The sequence below is a fragment of the Micromonospora zingiberis genome (assembly GCF_004331455.1).
GTDB lineage: Bacteria > Actinomycetota > Actinomycetes > Mycobacteriales > Micromonosporaceae > Micromonospora > Micromonospora zingiberis.
In genome coordinates, this window is the sequence record NZ_SJJR01000004.1 from 355,104 (window position 1) to 377,183 (window position 22,080).

Annotated in this window: 18 protein-coding genes and 2 pseudogenes; 4 read left to right on the plus strand and 16 right to left on the minus strand. The window is 74.1% G+C overall.

Annotation, left to right across the window (positions count from 1 at the left end):
• Positions 1–72: 72 nt before the first annotated feature.
• From E0H26_RS09210 to E0H26_RS09280, 15 genes are all read right to left on the minus strand, one after another.
• A complete protein-coding gene (locus E0H26_RS09210) occupies positions 73–987 on the minus strand; it encodes a hypothetical protein (RefSeq protein ID WP_131303119.1) in 915 nt (304 codons plus the stop codon).
• Positions 984–1,625 carry a phage tail protein gene (locus E0H26_RS09215; RefSeq protein WP_131303120.1) on the minus strand — a complete coding sequence of 214 codons (642 nt, stop codon included), beginning with the start codon at positions 1,623–1,625 and terminating at the stop codon, positions 984–986. The genes E0H26_RS09210 and E0H26_RS09215 overlap by 4 nt, the downstream gene beginning before the upstream one ends.
• Complete coding sequence (locus tag E0H26_RS09220; protein WP_131303121.1) at positions 1,606–4,209, minus strand: putative baseplate assembly protein; 2,604 nt, start codon at positions 4,207–4,209, stop codon at positions 1,606–1,608. Before E0H26_RS09220 ends, E0H26_RS09215 begins: the two co-directional genes overlap by 20 nt.
• The gene (locus E0H26_RS09225) at positions 4,206–4,673 is read right to left on the minus strand and encodes a GPW/gp25 family protein (protein WP_131303122.1); all 468 of its coding nucleotides are present in this window, start codon (positions 4,671–4,673) and stop codon (positions 4,206–4,208) included. The genes E0H26_RS09220 and E0H26_RS09225 overlap by 4 nt, the downstream gene beginning before the upstream one ends.
• Positions 4,670–5,008, minus strand: a complete 339-nt coding sequence (locus tag E0H26_RS09230) for a hypothetical protein (RefSeq protein WP_131303123.1) — start codon at positions 5,006–5,008, stop codon at positions 4,670–4,672. Before E0H26_RS09230 ends, E0H26_RS09225 begins: the two co-directional genes overlap by 4 nt.
• On the minus strand, positions 5,008–6,603 hold the full coding sequence (locus tag E0H26_RS09235) for a phage baseplate assembly protein V (RefSeq protein WP_131303124.1): 1,596 nt from the start codon (positions 6,601–6,603) through the stop codon (positions 5,008–5,010). Before E0H26_RS09235 ends, E0H26_RS09230 begins: the two co-directional genes overlap by 1 nt.
• Complete coding sequence (locus E0H26_RS09240) at positions 6,600–7,334, minus strand: CIS tube protein (protein WP_131303125.1); 735 nt, start codon at positions 7,332–7,334, stop codon at positions 6,600–6,602. The genes E0H26_RS09235 and E0H26_RS09240 overlap by 4 nt, the downstream gene beginning before the upstream one ends.
• Complete coding sequence (locus E0H26_RS09245; protein WP_131303126.1) at positions 7,334–9,007, minus strand: hypothetical protein; 1,674 nt, start codon at positions 9,005–9,007, stop codon at positions 7,334–7,336. The genes E0H26_RS09240 and E0H26_RS09245 overlap by 1 nt, the downstream gene beginning before the upstream one ends.
• A complete protein-coding gene (locus E0H26_RS09250) occupies positions 8,985–9,464 on the minus strand; it encodes a phage tail protein (RefSeq protein WP_131303127.1) in 480 nt (159 codons plus the stop codon). Before E0H26_RS09250 ends, E0H26_RS09245 begins: the two co-directional genes overlap by 23 nt.
• Position 9,465: 1 nt before the next feature.
• A complete protein-coding gene (locus E0H26_RS09255; protein ID WP_131303128.1) occupies positions 9,466–10,704 on the minus strand; it encodes a phage tail sheath family protein in 1,239 nt (412 codons plus the stop codon).
• A gap of 27 nt (positions 10,705–10,731) precedes the next feature.
• A complete protein-coding gene (locus E0H26_RS09260; RefSeq protein WP_131303129.1) occupies positions 10,732–11,421 on the minus strand; it encodes a carboxypeptidase-like regulatory domain-containing protein in 690 nt (229 codons plus the stop codon).
• The gene (locus E0H26_RS09265; RefSeq protein ID WP_131303130.1) at positions 11,418–12,026 is read right to left on the minus strand and encodes a glycine zipper family protein; all 609 of its coding nucleotides are present in this window, start codon (positions 12,024–12,026) and stop codon (positions 11,418–11,420) included. The genes E0H26_RS09260 and E0H26_RS09265 overlap by 4 nt, the downstream gene beginning before the upstream one ends.
• A 13-nt stretch (positions 12,027–12,039) precedes the next feature.
• The gene (locus E0H26_RS09270; protein WP_131303131.1) at positions 12,040–12,375 is read right to left on the minus strand and encodes a hypothetical protein; all 336 of its coding nucleotides are present in this window, start codon (positions 12,373–12,375) and stop codon (positions 12,040–12,042) included.
• A gap of 84 nt (positions 12,376–12,459) precedes the next feature.
• Positions 12,460–13,275 carry an LppM family (lipo)protein gene (locus tag E0H26_RS09275; RefSeq protein ID WP_131303132.1) on the minus strand — a complete coding sequence of 272 codons (816 nt, stop codon included), beginning with the start codon at positions 13,273–13,275 and terminating at the stop codon, positions 12,460–12,462.
• A 174-nt stretch (positions 13,276–13,449) separates the two neighbouring features.
• The gene (locus E0H26_RS09280) at positions 13,450–14,430 is read right to left on the minus strand and encodes a LacI family DNA-binding transcriptional regulator (RefSeq protein WP_131303133.1); all 981 of its coding nucleotides are present in this window, start codon (positions 14,428–14,430) and stop codon (positions 13,450–13,452) included.
• Between the two features lie 162 nt (positions 14,431–14,592).
• On the opposite strand from E0H26_RS09280, the gene E0H26_RS09285 reads away from it, so the two are divergent.
• The 3 genes and pseudogenes from E0H26_RS09285 (at position 14,593) to E0H26_RS29205 (ending at position 17,096) form a co-directional block, all read left to right on the plus strand.
• On the plus strand, positions 14,593–15,813 hold the full coding sequence (locus E0H26_RS09285) for an MFS transporter (RefSeq protein ID WP_420812808.1): 1,221 nt from the start codon (positions 14,593–14,595) through the stop codon (positions 15,811–15,813).
• Positions 15,814–16,027: 214 nt separating this feature from the next.
• Positions 16,028–16,390, plus strand: a pseudogene (gene paaI, locus E0H26_RS09290) (hydroxyphenylacetyl-CoA thioesterase PaaI); the annotation flags it as partial.
• 139 nt (positions 16,391–16,529) lie between these two features.
• The gene (locus E0H26_RS29205; RefSeq protein ID WP_165521801.1) at positions 16,530–17,096 is read left to right on the plus strand and encodes a dienelactone hydrolase family protein; all 567 of its coding nucleotides are present in this window, start codon (positions 16,530–16,532) and stop codon (positions 17,094–17,096) included.
• Between the two features lie 714 nt (positions 17,097–17,810).
• Here the strand turns inward: E0H26_RS29205 and E0H26_RS29795 are convergent.
• Positions 17,811–18,962: pseudogene (locus E0H26_RS29795) on the minus strand (adenylate/guanylate cyclase domain-containing protein); the annotation flags it as partial.
• 194 nt (positions 18,963–19,156) lie between these two features.
• Here E0H26_RS29795 and E0H26_RS09300 point away from each other — a divergent pair.
• Positions 19,157–22,030: a helix-turn-helix transcriptional regulator gene (locus tag E0H26_RS09300; RefSeq protein WP_131303135.1), complete on the plus strand. Its 2,874-nt coding sequence runs from the start codon at positions 19,157–19,159 to the stop codon at positions 22,028–22,030.
• Positions 22,031–22,080: the final 50 nt, after the last annotated feature.

Consider the following 22,080-nt stretch of genomic DNA (forward strand, 5'->3'; position numbering starts at 1 on the left):
ATCCCCGTTGATCAAGAGGTTTGCGTCGGGTTCGGCCGCCGTCCCTGACGCAAACCTCTTGATCAACCAGGGCTAGAGCTGGGGGAGTTCGGTGAAGCGGATGGTGTCCAGGCCAGCGAAGTAGCTGGTGGTGCTTTGGGTTTTGCCGATCGCGACCAGGGTGATCTCGTGGGGGCCCGCGTCCAGGCGTACCTGCGCCACGTCGACCCAGTCGGTGACCTGCACCTTCGAGCTGAAGCCGATGAACGGGTCACCTACCTGCCGGCCATCGATCAGGAACACGATGTTGGCGTAGTCGGGCGCGGTGGTCAGTACGGCGGAGAACTGCCAGGTCGCCTCGGTCGGCAGTTCCACCGCCACGGTCACCCGGTCGTTGATCGCCCGGCCGAGGAAGAAGAGTTGGGTGTCCTGCGACCAGGTCACCTCGCAGCAGTTTCCCTGCGCCGCCACGGTCGCCTGCGAGTTCGACGGCGACTCGACCCGGGCGGCGGGGACCAGGGTCTCCGCCTCGATGGTCACCACCTGTGGCATCGGTGGAGGATCGTCGTCGCGGGTCACCAGGAACACCACCGTGGCCGAGACGACCAGCACCAACGCCGCCGCGGCGGCGATCCAGGCCCAGGGCGTACGCTTCGGCGGCGCCACCGCCCGCACCTCGTAGGTGACCCGGCCGCTGGAGCGGGAACTCTCCTCCGGCGCGGTGTTCGCCGAGTAGGCGAACCCGGTCATGTCGTAACGCCGGGGCGGAGTTCCCGCCGGCACGGCCAGGCGTACCAGGAACGACACCGAGCCCTGCGCGGGCACCACCCGCTGCGGTTCGGTGACGGTGAACCAGGCCCGCTGCGATCCCTCGCCGGGCGCCACGTCGAATACCACCGTGTCCGGCGCGAGACCCGGGTTGGAGACGGTGAACGTCAGCTCCCCGGCGTTGCGCACGTCCAAGGTGAACTGCTCGGCGGCGGCGACGACGGTCCATTCGGTGGTCATGACGGTCCCTCCGGAGCGATGTCGGCAGAGTCGGAAACGGCCGGGATGGGACCGGCAGTGGCAGGTCCGGCCGGGGTGGGAGCGGCCACGGTGGGCGGCACGGTTGCCCGGCCGACCGCGCGGTCCGGCGCAGTGGTCTCGACGCTGATCTCGGCGGTGACTGCCGCCGGCTTCTCCGCCTCGACGATGCGACCGATCAGGGCGACCTGGCCGGCGGCGGCCGGAGGCACCCGGACCACCACGTGGAAGGGCCGGTCGGCCGGCTCGTCGAGGACGAAACCGGTGACCCCGGTGGCCAGTTCCAGGGCGGTACGCAGGCCGTCCGGGGTGCCCCGCCAGGCCGCCAGCTCGGCACCGTGCGCCACCAGGTCCCGCAGCCGGCTCAGCGGCAGCGGCAGCGAGACGTCCCGCCGGGGTACGGCGACCAGATGGTCCATCGCCACCCACCGGGCCAGGTAGGCCACCATCGCCCCGGGCGCCCGGTACGGCGCGAACAGGGCGTCGACCTCGGCCAGTACCGCCTCGTCCGGGGTGTGCAGCCCCTCCATCACGTCCAGCAGCGCCCACAGCACGCTGCCCGGCACGCAGGCCCGCTGGTACGCCGCGGGCAGCAGCCGCTCAATGCCCGCTCGACGCATCCTGCCGCACCACCTCTATGTCGTGCTCGCCGGAGCAGAGCAACCAGGTATCCGGAACGGTCACCACGTCGGCGGTGGCCTGGTTGGCGCTGGCCGACCAGTCCACCGCGTCGGCGCTACGGAACACGCCCCGCTCGCCGCCGGTCAGCATCAGCCGCTGCGCCCCGGCGGTGGCGGCGACCGCGTCGACCGGCACGAACCGGGTCCGGTCGCGCAGTGGCAGCCCACAGTTGACCGACACCGACGTCCACTGTGGCTGCCCGGCCAGGGTGTCCAGCCGCAGCACCCCGCCGCTCTGCGTGGCCGCCAGCGCCAGGGTGCCGCTGAAGGCCAGTCCCCGGCAGGTGCCACCGATCCAGCCCGCCTGCACCGCCTGCCACTTCACGTCGGACTCGAACAGTCGGGCCCGGAAACAGCCCTGCCCGGGCTTCTTCGGATCCGGTTCACCGGCGCCACTCCACAGCAGGGTGGCCGGGCCGTCGTACTGCACGGCGAGCACCCGGTTGTCGACGTTGGCCAGGCCGACGTGCGTGAAGCTGCCCGGGCGGCCGGCGTTGCCCGACAGGTACACCCCGAACCCGGCCTGGGCCGCGACCGCCACCCCGGGGGTACCGCGCTCGGAGACGAACGCCCGCACCGCGTAGAAGCCCCGGTCGGCGTCGGCCGGATCGACCAGGATCTGCAACGGCACCGCGCCGGGCAGCAGCGACACCTCGTACAGGCCGGTGTCGGTGGCGACCAGCAGCGCGCCCGCGCCGTCCCGGTCGATCCAGGCCAGGTCGCTGATCCGCGAGTCCAGGTCGGCCAGCAGCGACCAGGTTTCCCCCAGGTCGGTGCTCAGGTGCACCCGGGAGCCACCGCCGGCGCGTACGGTGGCCACCGCCACCGAGCCGGGCCGGGACACGATGCCCGGTCGCACCGGTGCGGGGGCGGGCGCCACCCGCTGCACCGTCTCCCCGTCGAAGCGGCCGACCGGTTCCCAGCCGGCCGCCGCGTTGGTGGAGCGGAACAGCACCGCAGCACTGCCGGCGTACCAGGTGTTCGGTTGGTACTCGTCGGCGGCCAGCGTACGCACCTGGTTGTCCGGGGCCTCGTCCACCACGAACCGCACCGACTCGACGTAGCGCACCCCCGGTTCGGCGTGCTCCAACAGCCGGTACACGTTGGATGCCCGCAGCGGCTCGCCGAACGCCCAGCCGGTCGGGTTGAGCGCGGTGGGCAGGGGACTCAGGGTCTGGTGCAGCCGGTCGTGGATGCGCCGGCGGACCGCGTCGACGTCCTCCTCCCGGCGGACCACCACCCGGGCCCGGATCGACACCGCCTTGTACCGGGCCCAACTCGCCCGGCAGTTGGTGCCGAGTGAGCGGCGCCGCTCCAGGTCCGCCTCGACCCGCAGCCGGGTCTCCTCCACCTCGTGCTCGCGCAGCACCTGCACCGGCAGGCCACCGCCGGGCCGCGCCTCGTCCGGCACGTACGGCACCAGCACCACCTCCACCTCGCCCGGGCGGGCGAAGCTGTAGACGGCGGCCCGGGTGAACGCGCGGGCCCGGGCCACCCCGCTGGCGGCGGTGGCCAGCACCTCGAAGTCGCGGGCGGTCACCGCACGCTGCTGGGCGAAGAAGGCGTACGGCCCGCGCAGCAGCACCGACTCCATCGCCTCCATGTCCCGGCCGCCGACCGCCGGCAGCGGGTTGACCACTTTCACCCCGGGCAGCGGGTCACGCAGGCTGGTCAGTGCGCCGGCCGCCACGTTGCCGGCCGGTCCGCCGCCGGCGCGATACCAGAGCCGCACCTGCCGTCCGGCCGGCGGCACCGCCGCGACCGGGCCGTCGCCGAAGTGCAGCGACCCGTCGCCCGGGTCGACGGTGCGCAGGTCCAACGCCGGGGCGAAGGTGACCGTGCCCGAGCAGCGGTCCACCAGGTACGCCTTGTCCTGCGGGCCGAGCCCGGCGAAGCTGTCCACCGGCCGCCAGATCTCGAAGGTACGACCCTCGTGTTCCCGGGCCGCCGCGCCCAGTTCCACCGTCCCGGCGGGCACCTCCACGCCGAGCAGCAGGTCCAATGCCTCGGCGGTACGCGCCAGCGGCGCCCGCGCCGCGCGGAGCACCTGCCCGGGCGCCCCGGTGCCCACGCCCAACAGCTCCGCCTCGACCGGCTCGCAGTGGTGCATCCGGACGGTCACCTCGCGCTGCCCGGCGGCCAGCGCCGCCGGTTCACAGGTGACGAAGACGACCGGCCGTGGGTCCGCGCCCCGGGCGGCGGCCACCCGGGTACCGGCCGGGATCCGCAGCGGCGCGTCGTCCGGACCGGTCCGGGTGAACCGCACGTCCGCCCAGGCCGCCGCCGGGGCGTGCCGGGTCACCCCGAGCAGGTTCAGGAAGGAGACGTACGCCTTCTCCGGCAACTGGTTCAGCCGGTAGATCATCACCTCGGTGAGGTGCGCGAACGCCTCCAGCAGGGCGATACCGGGGTCGTGCGCGGACAGGTCGGTCCAGCCCGGACAGGACTGCCGGATCCGCTCGCGGGCCTCGGTGACCAGGTCGAGGAAGGTCCGGTCGTCCAGGTGTGGCACGGGTAGGGTCATCGCGCCTCCTCTGCGTCGGTGCCGGGTTCGGCCGTCGGCCCTGCGGCTGGTTCGTCGTCGGTGGGCAGCAGGTCGACCGAGAAGACCAACTGGCCCGGTGTGAGGCTGGCCCGGATCCGGTAGTCGAGCCGGATCACCAGCCGCCACGCGTCGTCCGGGTCCGGCCCGGCGTCGACGTCGAGCACGTCGATGCGGGGCTCCCAGCGGGCGATGGCCGCGCGTACGTAGTGGATGGCCAGGCCGGCGGTGGTGTCGTCGTTCGGCGCGAAGACCAACCGGTGCAGGCGTGAGCCGTAGCCGGGCCGCATCAACCGCTCCCCGGGGGTGGTGGAGAGCAGCAGGAACAGTGCCTGGCGTACGGTCTCGTCGCCGTCGGTCATGGCCAGCCCACCGGCCGCGGTGAGCCCGAGCCCGCCGCCCTGACCGGGGTCGAAGCCGGCACCGACGAACCTGATCGCCCTCACCGGTCGGCCCCCACGAACCGCTGCCGGGGATCGCGTACCCGGTAGGTGAACTGGCCGGGCGGGCTGCCGTCGGTGAACCCCTCCAGGTGCGACAGCACGATGCGCCGACCGTCGACTCGCACCCAGTCGCTGTAGCCGACCCGCACCGGTTCGGTCTTGGTGCAGGGTTTCACCGTGGCGCCGTAGTTGGGGCACGCCACGATCTCCCGGCCCTTCGGGTCGTCGGCGACCAGTGCCGGGACGCCGGCCACCGTCACCCACTGCTGTGAGGGCTGGTTGCGGACCCGACCGTCGTGGTCGCATCTGATCACCGAGTCGCGGTGGATCCAGCGCATCAGCCGCCTCCTTCGTGGTGCGCGCGGGCGAGCGTGCGAGCCTGCTCGGCGGCGGTGTCCGGGTCCTCGACCGTCTCGGCGTGCAGGAAGTCGACGCTGCGGGCCCGCACGACCATCGCCCGGCCCGGAGCGGAGAGCACCAGGTCGGTGGCGGCGTGCAGGGTGGCCAACTGCGGGGTCAGCTCCAGCCAGCTGCCGGCGTCGGTGCTCAACCGCAGGCTGCGCGCCACGTCGTCGATGACCACCTGCTGCCCGCCGGCGGTCCGCAGCGACCAGCGCCGGGCCCGCCCGTCGTCGATTCCGGCGTCGTACGGCTCGACCGCGCCGAAGAGCGACCCGAGTACGACGCCGGAGGCGGGTTCACCGCCGGGCAGCGCCACCAGCACGCTGTCCTGCGGATCGGGCAGCGCCACCAGGCCCTTGCCCCGGCCGGCTCCCGGGCAGAGCACCCCGAGCCAGCCGGCGTCGGCACCGCCGTAGGCGGGCAACTCCACCCGCACCCGACCCAGCCCGTCGGGGTCCGCCACGTCGGTGACGGTGCCGAGAGTGATCACTGCCGGTGCGGGTGGCCCGGTCGGGGGAGCCGGCGGCGGGACGGTGGAGAAGCGGGTCAGATGCCCGTTGGCGTCGAGGGTGTGCACCACCTCGGTGAGCACGTACGTGCCCGCCACCGCCTCGGCCACTCCGGTCAGGCGGACCCGGCGTCCGGGCCGCAGCGCCGGATCACCTTCGGCCGTACCTTCGGCGGTGACCAGGGCGGCGGCCCGGACGTCCAGGCGGGCCTGGGCGAGCGCGGCCAGCTCGTCGTCGCTGCGGCCCGGCTGGTCGAGCGCGGTGCGGGTGCCGTCCGCGCCGACGTCGGCCGGATCCGGTTCCACCGCCGTACGCCGCCCGCAGCGGGGCGTCGCGGCGCTCTGCGCGATCGGTTCGGCGCGCTGCGGGTGCCAGCCCAACGCGCTGCTCTCGCCGGCGGCGGCGTCGGCGTTGACCGACAGCCGCAGGTCGTGCACGTCGTGGCCGAGTTCGAGGGGGATCGGCTCGCCGTGCCCGTGCAGGGTCACCAGGCGCAGCACGTCGCCGTGGACGGCCAGGTGCAGCCCGGCCCGGCCGGTCACCGCCAGCAACAGGTCGAGATCGCTGGGACGATGGTGGGCCAACCGGTCCAGCCGTGGCCCGTCGGTCTCCGCGTCGACCCTGAGCCCGAGGTCGGCGCAGAGTTCACCGGCCAGTTCGGCGGCGGTGACCGACTCGAAGACCCGCAGCCGTTGCCGCTTCCGCAGCCGGTGCAGGGCGTCGTAGGCCCGGACCCTCAGCGTGGCGGCGCCGTCGGCGGCGTACTCGACCTCGACGGCGGTGACCTCACCGCTGAACAGCGTCTCCGGCTGACCGTCGAGGCGGACGTCGAGGCTCGCGCCGAGCCGCACCGGTCCGGTCAGGGCCGCCGTGCCGGGGCCGGCGGCCAGCACCGCCTCGCACTGGGTCGGGCGGTTCAGTCGGGCGGCCACCCGCACCGCGCGCACCTGACCGGTCAGCGCGTCGGGCAGCGCGACGCCGTCGAGCAGCACGATCAGCGCCCGGGGCGCGGCCCCGGTCATGGCGTACTCCCGGCGGTCGCGGGCAGTGGTGGCACGGCCAGCGGGGTGCCGGCGGGCACCGCGAGCGGATCGGTGATCCGGTTGTGCTCGGCGAGCAGCCGCCAGCGCAGCGGTGAGCCGAGTGCGTCGTGGGCGAGCAGGTCGAAACGTACGCCGGAGGAGTCGGCGGCACCGCTGCCGTCGCCGGCGGCGACCACGGCCGCGCCCGGCGCGACGGCCGGTGTCTGTGCGGCGGCCAGTTCCTCGGCGAACCCCTCCCGGGCCTGGTCGGCGTCCTCCGTGACCCGGACCAGCTTCAGCCGCAGCCAGGAGCGGCGCGGTGAACCGGTGGCGGTGAACGCGTCGAACCGTTCCGCCACGGCGACGATCACCCCGGGCACGTTCCAGGTCTTGCCCCAGACCAGCCGGACCAGCGGCGGCCGGACCCAGCCGTGTTCCACCGCCGAGTTCTCCGCGAGCAGCCACAACGGCCGGGTGAGTTCCCGTACGTCGGCCGGCCGGACCTGGCCCTCGGCGAAGTCGGTGTCGAAGAGCAGGTCGAGGACGAGTTCGGTGCGTCCGCCACCGGTGAACACCAACGGGTCGTCGGCCCGGCCGGCGCCGGTGAGCTGGGTGCTGGCGCTGCCCCGGTGACGCACCCCGGCGAGCCGGGTCACCTGGACGCTCTCCGGGTTGAGCAGGCAGTCGATCCGCTCGCCGGTGGCGTCGATGAGGAAGGCCACCCGTTCCATCAGTCACCCGCCTGTTCCCGGTCGAGCCGACGCCGGTGCTCCGCGTCGTCGCCGGTCGACTCGGCCACCGACCACAGGGGACGGTCGTCGGGCAGCCTCGGCCACGGGTCGTCGTCCCGCGACCGGCGAGCCGACCGACCCGGCAGGTCGAGGTCCGGCCACGGCGTGCCACCACGGGACATCCGCCCGACCTCAGCCGGCACCCCACCCCCGGACATCCCGCCGACCCCGGCCGGCATCCCACCCCCGGACATCCCCCCGACCCCGGCCGGTAGGCCAGCAATGGGCATGTCCCCGACGCTGGCCGGCGCGCCACCGCCGGGCATTCGCCCGACACCAGCCGGCACCCCACCACCGGGCCAGAGCCCGTCCCCGGCCGAGGGCCAGCCGCCGCCCCTGCCCGGATGGGCGCCCCCAGGCTGGCGTGCGGTCGGGGTACGACCGCCGGGCTCGAACCCCGCTGGGGATCTCGACTGCTCGTGGCCGGTGACGATGCGGCTACCGGCCGTCCAGGGCCCGCGCTCCACGGCAGGCCCACGGTGGGCCGACGTCGGCCGGCCGGCCGGGTGACCCTCGGCCGTGCTGCCGGTCCCGGTCGTGCGCTGCCCCGGGCCAGGCCCGTCCGAGCCGGCAACCTGCGGGCGTGGCCCGGCCAGCCCCGGGTCCGCCACGGCCCGCAGCCGGACCCGGGCCGACAGCCGGTCCTGCTCGGCCGATCGCCGGACCCGCCGCCCCGCCGCCGCCCCGAACCGGTCCGGCAGCGAGTCTCCGTGCCAGCTGTCGACTACCCCGGCCGGCGCTCCGCCCTCGGCGTCGACCGCCGACCGTCGCGCCGTACCGTCGGTCGAAGCGTCCACCGCGCCGGCCCGCCGGCCCCGTGCAGCCGCGTCGACAGCCGGTCGGTACGCGGCGTCGCCCCGACCGGCGAACGTCGGCTCGCCGGCCCCCGCCGTGGTGCTCCCGCCGCCCCCGGGTGCCGTCGCGCCGCCGGTCGCCATCGGCGTGCCGACCCCACCTGCTGTCGTGCTGCCGAGCCCGGACCGGGTCGCACCGGCGTCCGGCGGGGCCACCGCACCGGGCGCGTGCGGGTGGACCTCCGGTACACCTTCGACACCGCTTTGCTCTGCTTCACCCCACGCAACGCCGGGTGTCCGATAACCGGACGGTGGCCGTTGCGCCGGTTGAAGCAGAGCAAAGGCGGCGGTGGGGACACTGGCGGGTGGCGGGAGCGGGTCGGTGGCGACACCGGCGGGTGGCGGGAGCGGGTCGGTGGGGACACCGGCGGGTGGCGGGAGCGGGTCGGTGGTCGCCGGGTCAGTGCGTGGATCGACGTCCCCGCCGCCGCCCGACCCGCGCCGGGGCAGCGTGCCGTCGGCGGGCGGTGGCGCGTCGATGTCGAGGTCGCGCAACAGGCCGGGGGCGTGTGCCTCGACCACCCGCAGCCAGTGTTCCGGCGGCCGGCCCGGCCGCCGTTCCGTACCGCCAGTCCCGCCGGCCAACCCGACCGCGCCGCCGGCCGGTTCGCGGCCGGCAGGTCCCCGGCTGGCCGGTTCGTGGCCGACAGGTGTACGGCCGGCCGGGGAGGTCTCCGGTACGCCGGCGAAGCGGTCGACGGTCCGTGCCGCGGATCGGAGTTGGCCGGCCAGCCAGCTAAGCGGTCGTCGGCGCGGCACCACCGGCCTCCAGTTCCAGGCTTTCGTAACGCAGGGTCAGTGCCGCGATGGCGAGCTCCTGGCTGAGGGTGTTCAGGTGCGCGCCGCGCCAGTTCGTCGGCCACGCGTTGATCAGGTTCCAGCGCAGCACCTCGGCGGTGCCGGCGGCGTCGAGCAGCACCACCGAGACGTTGCGACGGTTCACCGTGCCGCGGGCGACCGCGTGTACCCAGTCCCACAACTCCCGGGACGAGGTGAGGCCGAAGTGCAGGGTGACCGGGCCGTACTCGACCTGGCCGGGGATCATCCGGATCCGGTCGTTGCCCTGCTCCCGGTAGGCGACCGCCGGGATGTTCACCTCCAGGCCGCTGACCTCGGTGAAGTGGCCGTTCGTGATGCCGTTGACCAACAGCTTGAAGTTGTACGCGCGGTACGGGTCGACCGGGGCGCCCGGCTGCGGAGTGGCCGTGGTGGGCATGTCAGCCTCCAATCGTCTCGGTCTCGGTGCCGCCGGCCCACTGGCTCAGCTTGAACACCACGAATTCCGCCGGCTTGACCACGGCGATGCCGATGTGGGCGACCACCATGCCGGCGTCGCGGACGTCGGCCGGGTTGGTCTCCTCGTCGCACTTGACGAAGAACGCCTCCTCGGGCGTACGCCCCAGCAGTGCTCCGTCGCGCCACACCCGGGTGAGGAAGGCGCCGATGTCGCGGCGGATCGAGCGCCACAGGGTGAAGTCGTTCGGCTCGAACACCATCCAACGGGTGCCGTTGGCGATCGCCTGCTCGATGGCGATGGAGAGCCGGCGGACGTTCAGGTAACGCCACTCGCTGGCCTCGGCGGCGAGGGTACGCGCACCCCAGACCCGGATGCCCTCGCCGGGGAAGTAGCGGATGACGTTCACGCCCTTGGGGTTGAGCACGTCGTGCTCGGCCCGGGTGACCAGTTGGCCCAGGTCGACGGCGCCGCGTACCGGCTCGTTCGCCGGTGCCTTGTGCACGCCACGCAGGGCGTCGGTGCGGGCCCAGATGCCGGCGACGTGCCCGCTCGGCGGGGTGAGCACCAGTTCGCCGGAGAGCGGGTCGCGCACCCGCAGCCAGGGATAGTAGAGCGCGCCGAAGTCGGACTGCCGGGGCCGGTGCGCCACCGGGCCACCACCAGATCCGCCCCCCGAGCCGGAGCCGGCGGCCGGGTCGGTGTCGCTCGGCTTGGCCGGGCGGGTCGAACCGGGTGTGGCGACCCGGGTCAGCGTGGAGATGTCGTCGATGTCGGGCGGCGGATCGCAGATCGCGACCATGGCGCGGGTCCGTTCGGCCAGGCTCAGCAGTGCCTCGTGGGCGACCGGGTCGTGGAATCCGGGTGCGGCCACGATGGAGATCTCGTCGACCGCCTCCAGCAGGTCCAGGCCGGCGCGCTTGCGACCGGTGCCGGTGACCGAGCCACCCTCACCGACGTTGACCACCCAACACCGGGTGCCGCCGTTGTCGAGGAAACCGAAGACGGCCCGGGCCAGCGGGGTGCTCTCCAACTGGTCGCCGTCGGCGTACAGGCGCAGGAAGTCGGTCCAGTTGTTCACGGCGAGGGCCTCGTTGAGGTGGGCGTTGCGGTCGGGCGCGACGCCCACGAAGGCGGCGGTGCTGGTACCGGCCGGTCCGATCGGTCGGGCGGCACCGGGCACCTCCTCGACGTAGATGCCGGGCGAGAAGTAGGTGGGCATCGGTCCTCCCGAGGTCGGGTCGGCGGATCAGCGGGCCGGCGGGGCGCAGACGATGACGATGTCGGGCTCGGTCGGGTCGACCTCGGCGGTGAGCACCTGCCCCCGGCCGGTGAGCCGGAGCCGGACCGGACGGGGCTGTTCGGGGTCGTGGGGCACGCCGACGATGCGGAACCGGCCGGCGGGATCGGTCCGGGTCGCGTACGGCTGACCGACGACCTCGACCCGCATCGCCGCGAGCGGCTGCTCGGCCGGGCCGACGACCCGGCCGTCGAAGGTCAGCATGTCCAGTTGTCGCAGCCGCAGCGGATGCAGTACCGGCGCGGCCGGCTGGCTCGGCCGGGTGACCTGAACCGGCACGTCGATCAGGAGTGCGGGCCGGGGCGGGGTGCCGAAGGCCGTCCACAGTGCGGGGTCACCGGCCTCCAGCGTGAGTGTGTGACCGGTCGCTGCGGTGGCCGCGACGAGTACCCGGTCCAGCGCCGCGAGGGCGTTCGGCCCGCCCGCGGCGAGCAGGTAGCGGACGGTGAAGCGGTAGGGCTCGAACCCGCCGCTGCCCCGGGTCTGCCGGACCGGCCGTAGCTCCAGTGGCCAGAGGGTCAGGCCGGCGGGATCGGTGTCCGGTCCGGGCGGGCCGACCGGGACGGCGGCACCCGCCGCCCCGGCCAGCCACGCCGCCAGGTCGGCGGTGGCGTCCTCGATCGGACCGCGTGCGGTCATCGCGGCGGCGTCCCCTGGATCCGGTACGCGATGGCCTCGTTCCACACGTGCGGGTAGACGCCGATCTCGAAGTACCGGGTGAAGCGGTTGATCGGCGCACCCGTGTGGTCGTGGTAGAGCAGCCACACCGGCGCGATGGTGAACAACACGTAGTTGGCCACGACCAGCGGGATGTAGAGCGGACCGAGCAGGCGGGCCTGGAAGATGTGGACGTCCTCGTGCCGCTGGATGCCGGGGCCGGAACCGGCGCAGACGGTGCCGAGCGTGGTGGCGTACCGGGGCGAGACCCCCTCCAGCACGTTGACCCGGCAACTGTGCTGGGAGGTGGCCCGATCCAGTGAGTGACCGAACAGCAGGTGTACGGCGAGGTAGACCGCGCCGACCAGGGTGTTCGGCAGACTCCAGGTGTGGTCGACCACGAACAGGAACACCCCGCGCGGGTCGGGTCCGTACGCCCCGGCGGAGGTGATCGCCCAGCCGAAGACGCCGCCGACCAGCAGGCCGAGGGCGGCGCCGACGAGCAGCCCGATGGTGCCGCCGGCGAGTTGGCCGAGCACCGCGCCGGCGGCGACGTGTACGGCGGCGCTGATGATGCCGAAGACCATGACGCTGCTCCGTTCAGGCCCAGGAGCGGATGAAGCGGGGCTCGTTGCCCTGCGCCAGTTGGGTCGGCGTCGCCTGCCGGTTGCCGGGCGGCAGTTGGTTGATGCCGAGCGCGGCGGAGAAGATGACCAGTCCGTTGAAGAACGCGATGAGCCACTTCTCGGGGCCGGCGTCGGTGGCGACGGCCGCGGTGACGTACGACAGCGCGAGCGCGATGCCCAGGGCGATCCATTTGCGCGCCTTGTCGGCGCTGGGGCCGATCAGGCCGCCGATGACGTTGGTGGTGAGCAGCGTGGCGGCGCTCGCGCCGGTGAGGCTGCCCAGCGCGGCCCAGGTGAAGAGATCGTTCATCGCCGATCTCCCTTCGGTTCTGCGATGGTGCGGGGTGGGGAGGACGGTGTCGCCCGTCCCATTCGGACGGTGACGGCCGGCGGATCAGCCGGCGCCCGGCGGACCGGGAATCGTGGTGCTCGGCGTGCCCGGACCACCTGGGGCCGGGCCGCTTGTGGTCGAGTCGGTTGCGGTCGGGCTGGCGGCCGAGCGGGGTCGGCGCAGCAGCAGTACGACGAGTAGTGCGATGAGCAGCAGCACCACCGTGCCGGCGGCGATGAGCAGCCACGGCGGGCCGCCACCGGTGTCGTCGGCGTTCGCGGCGGCGGACGGCCGGGGTGGTGCCTCGGCCACGGCCCGCAGTTCGGCGGGCTTCGGCTGGTTGGGGTCGACCCGCCAGGTCACCGTCCGGTCGTTGACCTGGCCGCCGGCGTTGACGTCGAGCACGCGGCCGGGGAAGGTCACGGCGATCTCGAAAGACATCAACAACATGAACCTGGCTTGGTTTTCCGGATCCTGCTCGGCCACTTTTCCGCCGTACTTCTTCGGGTCCAGCGGAAGTGTGAATACATAGCGGTCGTTCGCCCGGACGATGCTCAGGCTTTCGCTGTCGAATTGATCGAGAGGTACATTCCGGTAGTTGATCTGGAAACCGAAGTGGGTGGCGGTCTCGTACCGTGTCTCGGGGCCCGGCGGCAGTGCGGGGATGTTCTGCCGAAGGTCGGCGAAGCCTTCCTCGACCGTCTTGTTGTTCAAGGTCAAGACCTTGCGCTCGGCGGTCAGCAGGAGCTGCCCGCTGACCGTGTCGTCGGCCTTGACGGTCAGGCCGACGTTGAGTTGCATGCAGCCGGAAAGGGCCGCCAACAGGACGAGACACACCGCGCCGCGAAGGGTCTTGATGTGCCCGAGCCCAGTTCTCATGGGCCCAGTGTGTGCGCTCGCCGTCCGACCCATCAGTCAGCGATCAGTCAGATGCAAGTCGCCGATCTTACCGGTGCACAGTCACATTCAGCCGAGGTTGGAAATGGTGGGAATGGCTATTCTGAAGGGTTGACCGAATGCCGCCCGGTTCGCGGGCACATCGGCCGGCGACGCTCAGGCGCTCTCGCGCAGCACCAGTGCCGACGGAAACACCGTCAGGGGCGGTACCGGGCGCTGCTCCAGCACCATGGTCGCCGCCGCCGTGGCGATCCGCCGTACCGGATGGCTCGCCGTGGTCAGCGCGGTCACCGAGGCCAGCGGGATGTCGTCGAACCCGGTCACCGCGACGTCGCCGGGCACCTGCACGCCGTCGGCGCGTAGCTGCCCGATCACCCCCAGCGCGGTCGCGTCGCTGATCCCGACGATCGCGTCGGTGTCCGGCCAGCGGCGCAGCACCTCCCGGGCCGCCGCGCGACCGCGCGCCGCGCTGAAGTCACCGACCACCTCCCGGGCCGGCAGGCCGGCCTGCCGCAGCAGCCCCCGGTACGCCTCCACCGAGCGGGTGGCACAGGTCAGCCAGGGGGGACCGGTCACCATCGCGATCCGCCGGTGGCCGGTGGCGTACAGGTGACGGACGATGGCCGCGGTGCCACCGCCGTTGTCGATGTCCACCGACGGCACCGAGGCCGAGCCGATCCCGATCGACGCCGTCCGGCCGCGTAGCCGGCGCGGCACCAGGCCGAGCATCGCGTCGGTGGTGTTGACCAGCAGCAGGCCGGCCACGCCCCGGTCGTCGGCCAGCCGGGTGAGCCGTCCCGGCTCGTCCAGCGGCACCCACTCGACCGTAACCCCGAGCCCGTACGGGGCACAGACCTGCGCCGAGGTGCTGACCACCTGGTTGATGTAGCTGTCGTCGAGCACCGACGGCGTGGCTCCGGCCACCGCCACCAGCAGTCGGACGCCGGCGCCACGTACCAGCGCCCGGGCTGCCGCGTTGGGCACGTAACCGAGCCGGTCGGCGGCGGTACGGACCCGGTCCCGGGCGACCGGGGAGGTGAACCCGTTGCCGGCGATGACCCGCGACGCCGTCGACCGGGACACCCCGGCCGCGCGGGCGACGTCGTCGAGGGTGGCCGGCCGGCGTGCCGTCGTCATGATGTACTCCCGTTGCCTGTCCGGCGCTCCGGTGCGTGGCGCCTACCCGAATCATGCCCCGCCGGCTGGCCGTCGGTAAGGACCGGGACAGGATTGTGCTGGTAGCGCTCCCAGGTGTGTGATCGTGGCGAGGACCAGCCCCAGGAGAGGAACCGAACGTACGTGGATCCCATCGCCACCACCCCCACGGCACCACCGACCGGCTTCGGGCCGCCCCGAGCGGTGCTGGCCGCCCGCAACGGTGTGGCGGTGGTGTTCGCGCTCAACGGGCTGGCGGTGGCCACCTGGTTCGCCCGGGTGCCGGCGATCCGCGACGGGCTCGGCCTCAGCCCCGGCCGTCTCGGGCTGCTGCTGCTCGCCATGTCCATCGGTGCGATCGTCGCCATGCCCACCGCAGGGCTGGTCACCCAGCGCCTCGGCGCGGCCCGTGCGGTGGCACTGGCCACCCTGTTTGTCGCGCTCGGGCTGACCGTCGCCGGGGTGTCGGCCGGCGTCGCCGGTTCGCTGCCCGGGGTGGCGTTGGGGTTGTTCGCCCTCGGGTACGGCTCCGGCAGTTGCGATGTGGCGATGAACATCGAGGGAGCGACCGTCGAGCGTCGGCTCGGGCGTACCGTGATGCCCCGCTTCCACGCCGCGTGGAGTCTCGGGTCGGTGGCCGGTGCCGGACTCGGCGCGGGCGCGGCCCGGCTGGGTGTGCCGGTCGGCGTGCACCTCAGCGTCCTGGCCGTGGTGGTGCTCGCCGGCACCCTGCTCGGGGCGCGGGCGTTCCTGGCCGCCGAGCCCGGCGCGGAGCCCGGCACCCCGGCCGGCCGGCGCCGGCGCCTGCTCGCCGCCTGGCGGGAGCCACGCACCCTGCTCATCGGCCTGTTGGTGCTGGCGGCGGCGTTCGCCGAGGGCAGCGCGAACGACTGGCTCGCGGTCGCCTTCATCGACGGGTACGGCTTCAGTGAGGCGGCCGGCGCGGCGGTCTTCGGCGTCTTCGTGGTCGGCATGACGTTGGGCCGCACCCTCGGCACGGTGGCGCTGGACCGGTGGGGGAGGGGGCCGGTGCTGACCAGCACCATCCTGCTCGCCGTCGTCGGTGCCGGCCTGGCGGTGCTCGCCGGTTCCGGCCCGGTCGCGGTGGTCGGTGTGGCGCTCTGGGGCATCGGTGCCTCGCTCGGCTTCCCGGTCGGCATGAGCGCCGCCGCCGACGAGGCCGAGCACGCCCACGTACGGGTCAGCGTCGTCGCGGTGATCGGCTACACCGCGTTCCTCGCCGGGCCGCCCCTGCTCGGCCTGCTCGGCGACCACGTCGGCACGCTACAGGCGCTGCTGGTCGTCCCGCTGCTGCTGTTGCCGACCCTGGCGCTGGTCCCCGCCGCCCGCCCGCCGGCCCGCTGAGTCGAGATCTTGGTACGAAAGCGGCGTCCAAAGGGCGCTTTCGTACCAAGATCGCTCGGTCAGCGGGCGGGCGGCGGCCCGGCTGCCGGTCAGCTGGGTACCGTCGTGGTGGGTGCCGCCGGCAGCGATGACATGATGGTTGTCCCGAGGGCCGGGGACGCCCGGTGGACGGACCAGGAGTCAGGTGGAACCGCAGCGCACCGCAGCGCACGAGATGTTCGACGCCGACGTCGCGTCGAACCGGCTCGGGATCGAGCTGATCACCGCCACCGGCGGTGCGGCGGTGGCCCGCATGCGGATCACGGCAGAGATGGTCAACGGGCACCGGATCGCCCACGGCGGCTTCGTGTTCCTGCTGGCCGACACCGCCTTCGCGCTGGCCTGCAACAGCCACGGCCCGGTCACCGTAGCCGCCGGCGGCGAGATCACTTTCATCCGCCCGGCGCACGAGGGTGACCTGCTGCTCGCCCGGGCCACCGAACGCACCCGGTACGGGCGCAGCGGGATCTACGACGTCACGGTGACCCGCGAGGACGGGGAGGTGGTCGCCGAGTTCCGTGGCCACAGCCGCGCCCTGCGCCCGGGTGCGAACCGTGCCGACGGATCGGCGCCACAGGAGTGCCGACCGACCGGCGACCGGGGCTGACCCGCCGGGCCGGGACCGGCCTGCCGCGCGCCGGGACCGGGCTGACCTGCTGGTCGGGCAGGATGTCCGGATGGCACACGTCGCGCTCTTTCACTCCGTGTACGGGCTGCGCCCGGCCGTGCTGGCCGCCGCCGACCGGCTGCGCGCCGCCGGGCACGAGGTGCACGCCCCCGACCTGTACGGGATGCCGGCCGTCGACAGCGTCGAGGAGGGCTTCGCCCTGCTCGACCGGATCGGCCAGCAGACCGTCCTCGACCGGGCCCGCGCGGCGCTCGACTGGCTCCCGCCGGACACCGTGCTCGCGGGATTCTCGATGGGTGCCGGGGTGGCCGGTGCGCTGCTCGCGCACCGCCCCGACACCGCCGGCCTGCTGTTGTTGCACGGCACCGGCGGCTCCCCGGAGGCGGTCCGGCCCGGCCTGCGAGTCCAGCTGCACCTGGCCGATCCGGATGCCTACGACCCGCCCGAGGAGGTCGCGCAGTGGCAGCGGGAGCTGACCGCCGCCGGCGCCGACCTCGTGGTGCACCACTACCCGGGGGCGGGGCACCTGTTCACCGACCCGACCGTGGCCGACCATGACCCGGTCGCCGCCGACCTCACCTGGAACCGGGTCCTGGCCTTCCTGGCGGGCCCCTGATTCGCCGGTGTGAACCGGTGACCTCGTCGCGGTCGGATCGGCCGCCGTCGGTCGGCGTCCGCGGGACACGACCGGCTGTGGCGACCGCTTGTCGACTGAGGGCCGGCCGGCCGGGCGTACCTCGACCGGACCGACCTCGACCGGACCGACCTCGACCGGGTCGTCGAGGGCGGGGACGGTGCCGGCCCGGCGGGCGAACGCGGCCCGCAGCGCCCGGGGCAGCCGGGCGATGGCCACCTCGCGCAGCACCGGATCGGTGAATCGATGCCCGCCCGTGGGCGGCGCGACGAGCAGGCCCGCCGTGGTCAGGGCGGCCAGCGCCCACTCCGCCTGCCCCGCCGACCAGCCCAGGGCGTACGCCAGCCGCGTCGCCGAGCAGGGGGCGGGTACGGCGGCGGCGGCCATCAGGGCGGCCCGGAGCGGAGCGTCGAGGCGGTCCAACCGGGCGTCGACGACCCGGCGGACACTCTCCGGCACCGGCGGCAGGGTGGCGGCGTCGCCGTCGAGCGCACGGACGTACGCCACGGCGTACCCGGGGTTGCCGCCGACGACGGGAATCAGGTGCCGCACCAGCGCGCTCGGCCGCCCGTTGCGGCGCAACAGCCGGCGCAGCAACCGGCCGGTGGTCACCGCGTCGAGCGGACGCAACGGCACCCGGGCCGCCCCCGGGACCGGCCCGGCGAACTCCTCGGTGGCGGTCGCGACCAGCACCAGCGGCAGGCCGTCGGCGGTGGCCCGGTCGACCAGCAGGTCCAGTTGGCGGCGGAGCGCCGGTGCGGCGCGATCGAGATCGTCGACGGCCACCACCACCGGTTGCCGCCGGGCCAGGCCCAGCAGCACCTCCCGCCAACCGACGGTGGGGCCGGCAGCGGTCGGGTCGGCCGGGCCGGTCGCCGGGTCCGTCGTCGGCCGGCGCTCCGGCGGCCGCTGCCCGCGCCGGGGGATGGCCGGCCGGGGGCTGTCGGTGCCGGCGCCGCCGGCGAGTCCGCGTACCAGCTCCGCCCCGGGGGCGAGGGGGTCGTCCGGGGACGGCGGACAGGCCGCCAGACACCAGCGCACCGGCATACCGTCCACTGTGGGGGTGCTCCGGCTCAGCTCGCGCAGCAAGCGGCTGCGGCCGGCCCCGGGCGGGCCGGTCAGTAGCAGGCGTCGGGGACCGTGTCCGCGTACCGCCTCGGCCAGCTGTTCCCGGGCGGCGGCCAACTCGCGGCGGCGGCCGACCAGCGGGTCGTCCGTCCGGGGTGGTGGGGGACGCAGCAGGCCGGTGGCGTGCCAGACGTCGACCGGCGCGTGCTTGCCGGCCACCGTCACGCCGGGGATCCGCTGTTGCGCGATCAGCCCGGCGACGGCCCGGTGCGTGGTCGCGCAGAGCGCCACCTCGCCGGGCGGCGCGTACTCCTGCAACCGGGCGGCCAGCGTGATGACCGCGCCGCTGGCCACGCCGTGCCCGCCGTCGTGGTTCACCCGGAGGTCGACCACCGCCTCGCCGGTGGCCACGCCGACCCGTACCCGCAACCCGGGTGCCACGGCCAGCGGCCGGCGGTCGAGGGCCCGCTGGATCTCCAGGCCGGCCCGCACCGCCCGGTACGCCTGCCACCCGTCCCCGCTACGGGCGCCGAACAGCGCCATCACGGCGTCGCCGACGTACTTCTCCACCGCGCCGTCCCAGCGGCGCAGCACCCGGGCGACGGTGCCGAAGTAGACCCGTTGCAGGGTCCGGACGTCTTCCGGATCCAGCCGGTCGACCAGCCGGGTCGAGCCGACGATGTCGACGAAGAGTACGGTGACGATCCGCCGCTCCTCGGTCACCGACCAGCGCATCCGGCTGGCCGGCCCGCGAGCGGGGACGACGGTGGACATGGACATGGAGACGCACCCGCCTCTCCCCCCGTGAGTGTCGACGTTGCCCGGAGACTGTCATTCCCCGGTCTGATGGCGGATCGGCAGAACGACGTATGTCGGCCGAGCGCAACCGGTTGGTCGCATTGTCGACGCGAGGAGTAGGACAGGCGTGCGGCGGCGGTAGAACGGGGAGGGCGCCTGTGACTAGGCTGCGAGCCATGGCCAGCGACGTGGGCAGCACACCGCTAGTCGGTCGGGCCGACCTGGTGGCGGCGGTGCGTGCCACGCTGCTCGACGATGTGGCGCCGGGAAGCACGGCCGCCGTCTTCCTCACCGGCGAGAGCGGGGTGGGTAAGACCCGGCTGCTCCGCGAACTCGGCCAACGGCTGGGCGACGCGGGTGCCCTGGTGCTCACCGGCTCCTGTCTGGACATCGGGGACGCCTCACCCCTGCACCCGCTGCGCCAGGCGCTGCGGCGGCTGGACGCCGACCTGGCACCGGCCGCCGCCGCCTCGGTCCGCGCGTTGCTGGCCGTGTTCGCCGAGGACGCGACGGGGCCGGACGGCGCGGGCGCGCTGTTGGAGCGGGTCTCCCGAGGGCTGAGCGTGATCGCCGGGGGCCGCCCGGTGGTGCTGGTCCTCGACGACCTGCAATGGGTCGACCGGACCACCCGTCAACTGTTGCTGTACCTGCTGGCCGGCCTCGGCGACCTGCAACTGTCGGTGCTCGCGGCGGTGCGTTCGGAGTCCCTGCAGGGGGCGCATCCGTTGCGTCGGGTGCTCACCGAGCTGCGTCGGCTGCGGTCGGTGCAGGTGCTCGACCTCGCCCCGCTGGACCGGGCCGCCGCCGAGCAACTCGCCGCGGCGGTGGTGGGCCGCCCGCTGGTCGCCGAGGCGGTCGAGCAGTTGTGCCAGCGCAGCGGCGGCAACCCGTTCGTCATCGAGGAACTCTCGCGGGACCTGCGCGACGGCCGCGACGGCCTCTCCGACACCCTGCGTGAGGTCTTCCTGGCCCGGGTGGACGCGTTGCCGCAGCCGGCGCACCGGGTCGTGCACGCGGTCGCCGCCGGGGTGGAACCGGTCGAGCACTGGCTGCTCGCCCAGGTGGTCGGGCTGCCCGAACAGGACCTGCTGGACGCGGTCCGCGCGACCGTCTCGCACCGGCTGGTGTCCGGCTCGCACGACGGCTACCGGTTGCGGCACCGGCTCGTCGCCGAGGTGCTGGAGAACGAGCTGCTGCCCGCCGAGCGGGCCGTGCTGCACCGCCGCTACGCCGAGGCGCTGACGTCGGCGCCGGGGGAGTTGCACCAGGCCCGGCTGGCCCACCACTGGCGGTTGGCCGGCGAGCCGGAGCGGGCGCTGCCGGCGGCGGTGGCCGCGGCCGAGGAGGCCGAGCGGCTGTACGGCTACGCGGAGGCGCACCGGCACTGGTCGGTCGCCGTCGAGCTGGCCGAGGGGCTGCCCGGCGCGGACCGAGCGGCGCTGCTGGGGCACGCGGCCGAGGCCGCCCACCACTGTGGCGAGTATGCCCGCGCGCTGGCCCTGCTGGAGGAACTGGCCGGCACCGACACCGACCATCCGGTCTGCGAGCTGCACATCCGTCGGGCCCGTTACCTGGCCGCTGCCGGCCGCTCGGCGCTGGCCGAGGCGGAGTACCAGCATGCGCTGGACGCCGCCGACTGCACCCCGCGACAGCGGGCCACGGCTGCGGCCCACCTGGCCGAGCTGTTGCTCCAACTGGGCCGGTACGCCGAGGCCGGCCAGCGGGCCCGGGAGGCGCTGACCCTGGCCGAGCAGGCCGACGACGCCACCACGGAGGTGGTACTGGCCAGCATGGCGCTCGGCTTCTCCGAGGCGTACCGCCAGGATCCGGACGCCGGTCTGGCCGTGCTGCGGCGCGCGTTGGCGACCGCCGAACGTGCCGGCCGCCCGGAGGACGTCGCCCTCGCCTACCTGCACCTGGCCGAGCTGCTCACCGGGCCGCTGAACATCCTGGAGGAGGGGGTGGTGGTGGCCCGCCGGGGCGCCGAGCGGGTGGCCGAGCTGGGGCTGGGTCGTAGCTACGAGACCCGCCTGCTGGCCATCGCCACCAACGGCCTGTTCCGGGTGGGGCAGTGGGCCGAGGCGGAGAAGGTGGTCGCGGCGGCACTGCGGCACCGCCCGTCCGGCACCGACGCGGTCGAGCTGCTGTTGGCCCGGTGCCGGCTCTCGGTGGGCTACGGCGACGTCCAGGCGGCCGACCGGGACCTCGACGCGGTGGCGACCATGCTGGCCGGCGGTGGTGCCCGGCATGTCATTCCGCTGCTCACCCTGCGGGCCGGGCTGGCGATGTGGCAGGGGCGCCACGAGGTGGCCCGGCACGCGGTGCAGCGGGGGTTGACCGAGACCCGCTCCGACGACCTGGTCATCCTCGCCGTGCTCGTCTGGCACGGGCTGCGGGCCGAGGCGGAGGCGAAGGCCAGCCGTACCGTCGCCGTCGACGACAAGGCGGTGCGGCGGTTGCGGCAGATCGCCGATCGGGTGGCGGCCAAGAGCGAGCGCGCGGCCCGGCCGGTACGCGACGTGGTGGACGGCTATCTGGCGCTCTGCGCGGCCGAGGTGAGTCGGCTCGACGTGGCCGATCCGGAGTTGTGGGGGCGGGCCGCCGCGGAGTGGGACCATCGCAACCATCCTTATCCGGCGGCGTACTCCCGACTGCGTCAGGCCGAGGCGTTGCTGGCCCGGCGGCGGCGTACCGCCACCGCCGGCAAGCTGCTCCGGCAGGCGTACCAGATGGCCCAGGGGTTGGGTGCGGTGCCGTTGACCGACGAGATCCGTACCCTCGCCGGCCGCGCCCGGGTGGTGCTGGAGGACCGTGGCCCGCTGGGGGCGACCGCGCCGGCCCCGGCCGGCGGCGAGGAACTCGCCGCGCTGACCGCCCGCGAGCGTGAGGTGCTGGCCGCGGTGGCCGAGGGGCTGACCAACCGGGAGATCGGCCAGCGGTTGTTCATCAGCGAGCGGACCATCGGCGTCCACGTCTCGCACATCTTCGACAAGCTCCAGGTGCGGACCCGGGTCCAGGCCAGCGCCATCTTCCTACGTAGTCGCGCGTAGGTGTCGGATACGTAGTTCTACTGATGTCGACGCCGTGGTCCGCCTGAGAG

Excerpts from the sequence above, each read along its gene's own strand:
- E0H26_RS09210 (WP_131303119.1), bottom strand. The coding sequence starts at position 987 with ATGACCACCGAATGGACCGTCGTCGCCGCCGCCGAGCAGTTCACCTTG.
- E0H26_RS09215 (WP_131303120.1), bottom strand. The coding sequence starts at position 1,625 with ATGCGTCGAGCGGGCATTGAGCGGCTGCTGCCCGCGGCGTACCAGCGG.
- E0H26_RS09220 (WP_131303121.1), bottom strand. The coding sequence starts at position 4,209 with ATGACCCTACCCGTGCCACACCTGGACGACCGGACCTTCCTCGACCTG.
- E0H26_RS09230 (WP_131303123.1), bottom strand. The coding sequence starts at position 5,008 with ATGCGCTGGATCCACCGCGACTCGGTGATCAGATGCGACCACGACGGT.
- E0H26_RS09235 (WP_131303124.1), bottom strand. The coding sequence starts at position 6,603 with ATGACCGGGGCCGCGCCCCGGGCGCTGATCGTGCTGCTCGACGGCGTC.
- E0H26_RS09240 (WP_131303125.1), bottom strand. The coding sequence starts at position 7,334 with ATGGAACGGGTGGCCTTCCTCATCGACGCCACCGGCGAGCGGATCGAC.
- E0H26_RS09250 (WP_131303127.1), bottom strand. The coding sequence starts at position 9,464 with ATGCCCACCACGGCCACTCCGCAGCCGGGCGCCCCGGTCGACCCGTAC.
- E0H26_RS09255 (WP_131303128.1), bottom strand. The coding sequence starts at position 10,704 with ATGCCCACCTACTTCTCGCCCGGCATCTACGTCGAGGAGGTGCCCGGT.
- E0H26_RS09260 (WP_131303129.1), bottom strand. The coding sequence starts at position 11,421 with ATGACCGCACGCGGTCCGATCGAGGACGCCACCGCCGACCTGGCGGCG.
- E0H26_RS09265 (WP_131303130.1), bottom strand. The coding sequence starts at position 12,026 with ATGGTCTTCGGCATCATCAGCGCCGCCGTACACGTCGCCGCCGGCGCG.
- E0H26_RS09270 (WP_131303131.1), bottom strand. The coding sequence starts at position 12,375 with ATGAACGATCTCTTCACCTGGGCCGCGCTGGGCAGCCTCACCGGCGCG.
- E0H26_RS09275 (WP_131303132.1), bottom strand. The coding sequence starts at position 13,275 with ATGAGAACTGGGCTCGGGCACATCAAGACCCTTCGCGGCGCGGTGTGT.
- E0H26_RS09280 (WP_131303133.1), bottom strand. The coding sequence starts at position 14,430 with ATGACGACGGCACGCCGGCCGGCCACCCTCGACGACGTCGCCCGCGCG.
- E0H26_RS29205 (WP_165521801.1), top strand. The coding sequence starts at position 16,530 with ATGGCACACGTCGCGCTCTTTCACTCCGTGTACGGGCTGCGCCCGGCC.
- E0H26_RS09300 (WP_131303135.1), top strand. The coding sequence starts at position 19,157 with ATGGCCAGCGACGTGGGCAGCACACCGCTAGTCGGTCGGGCCGACCTG.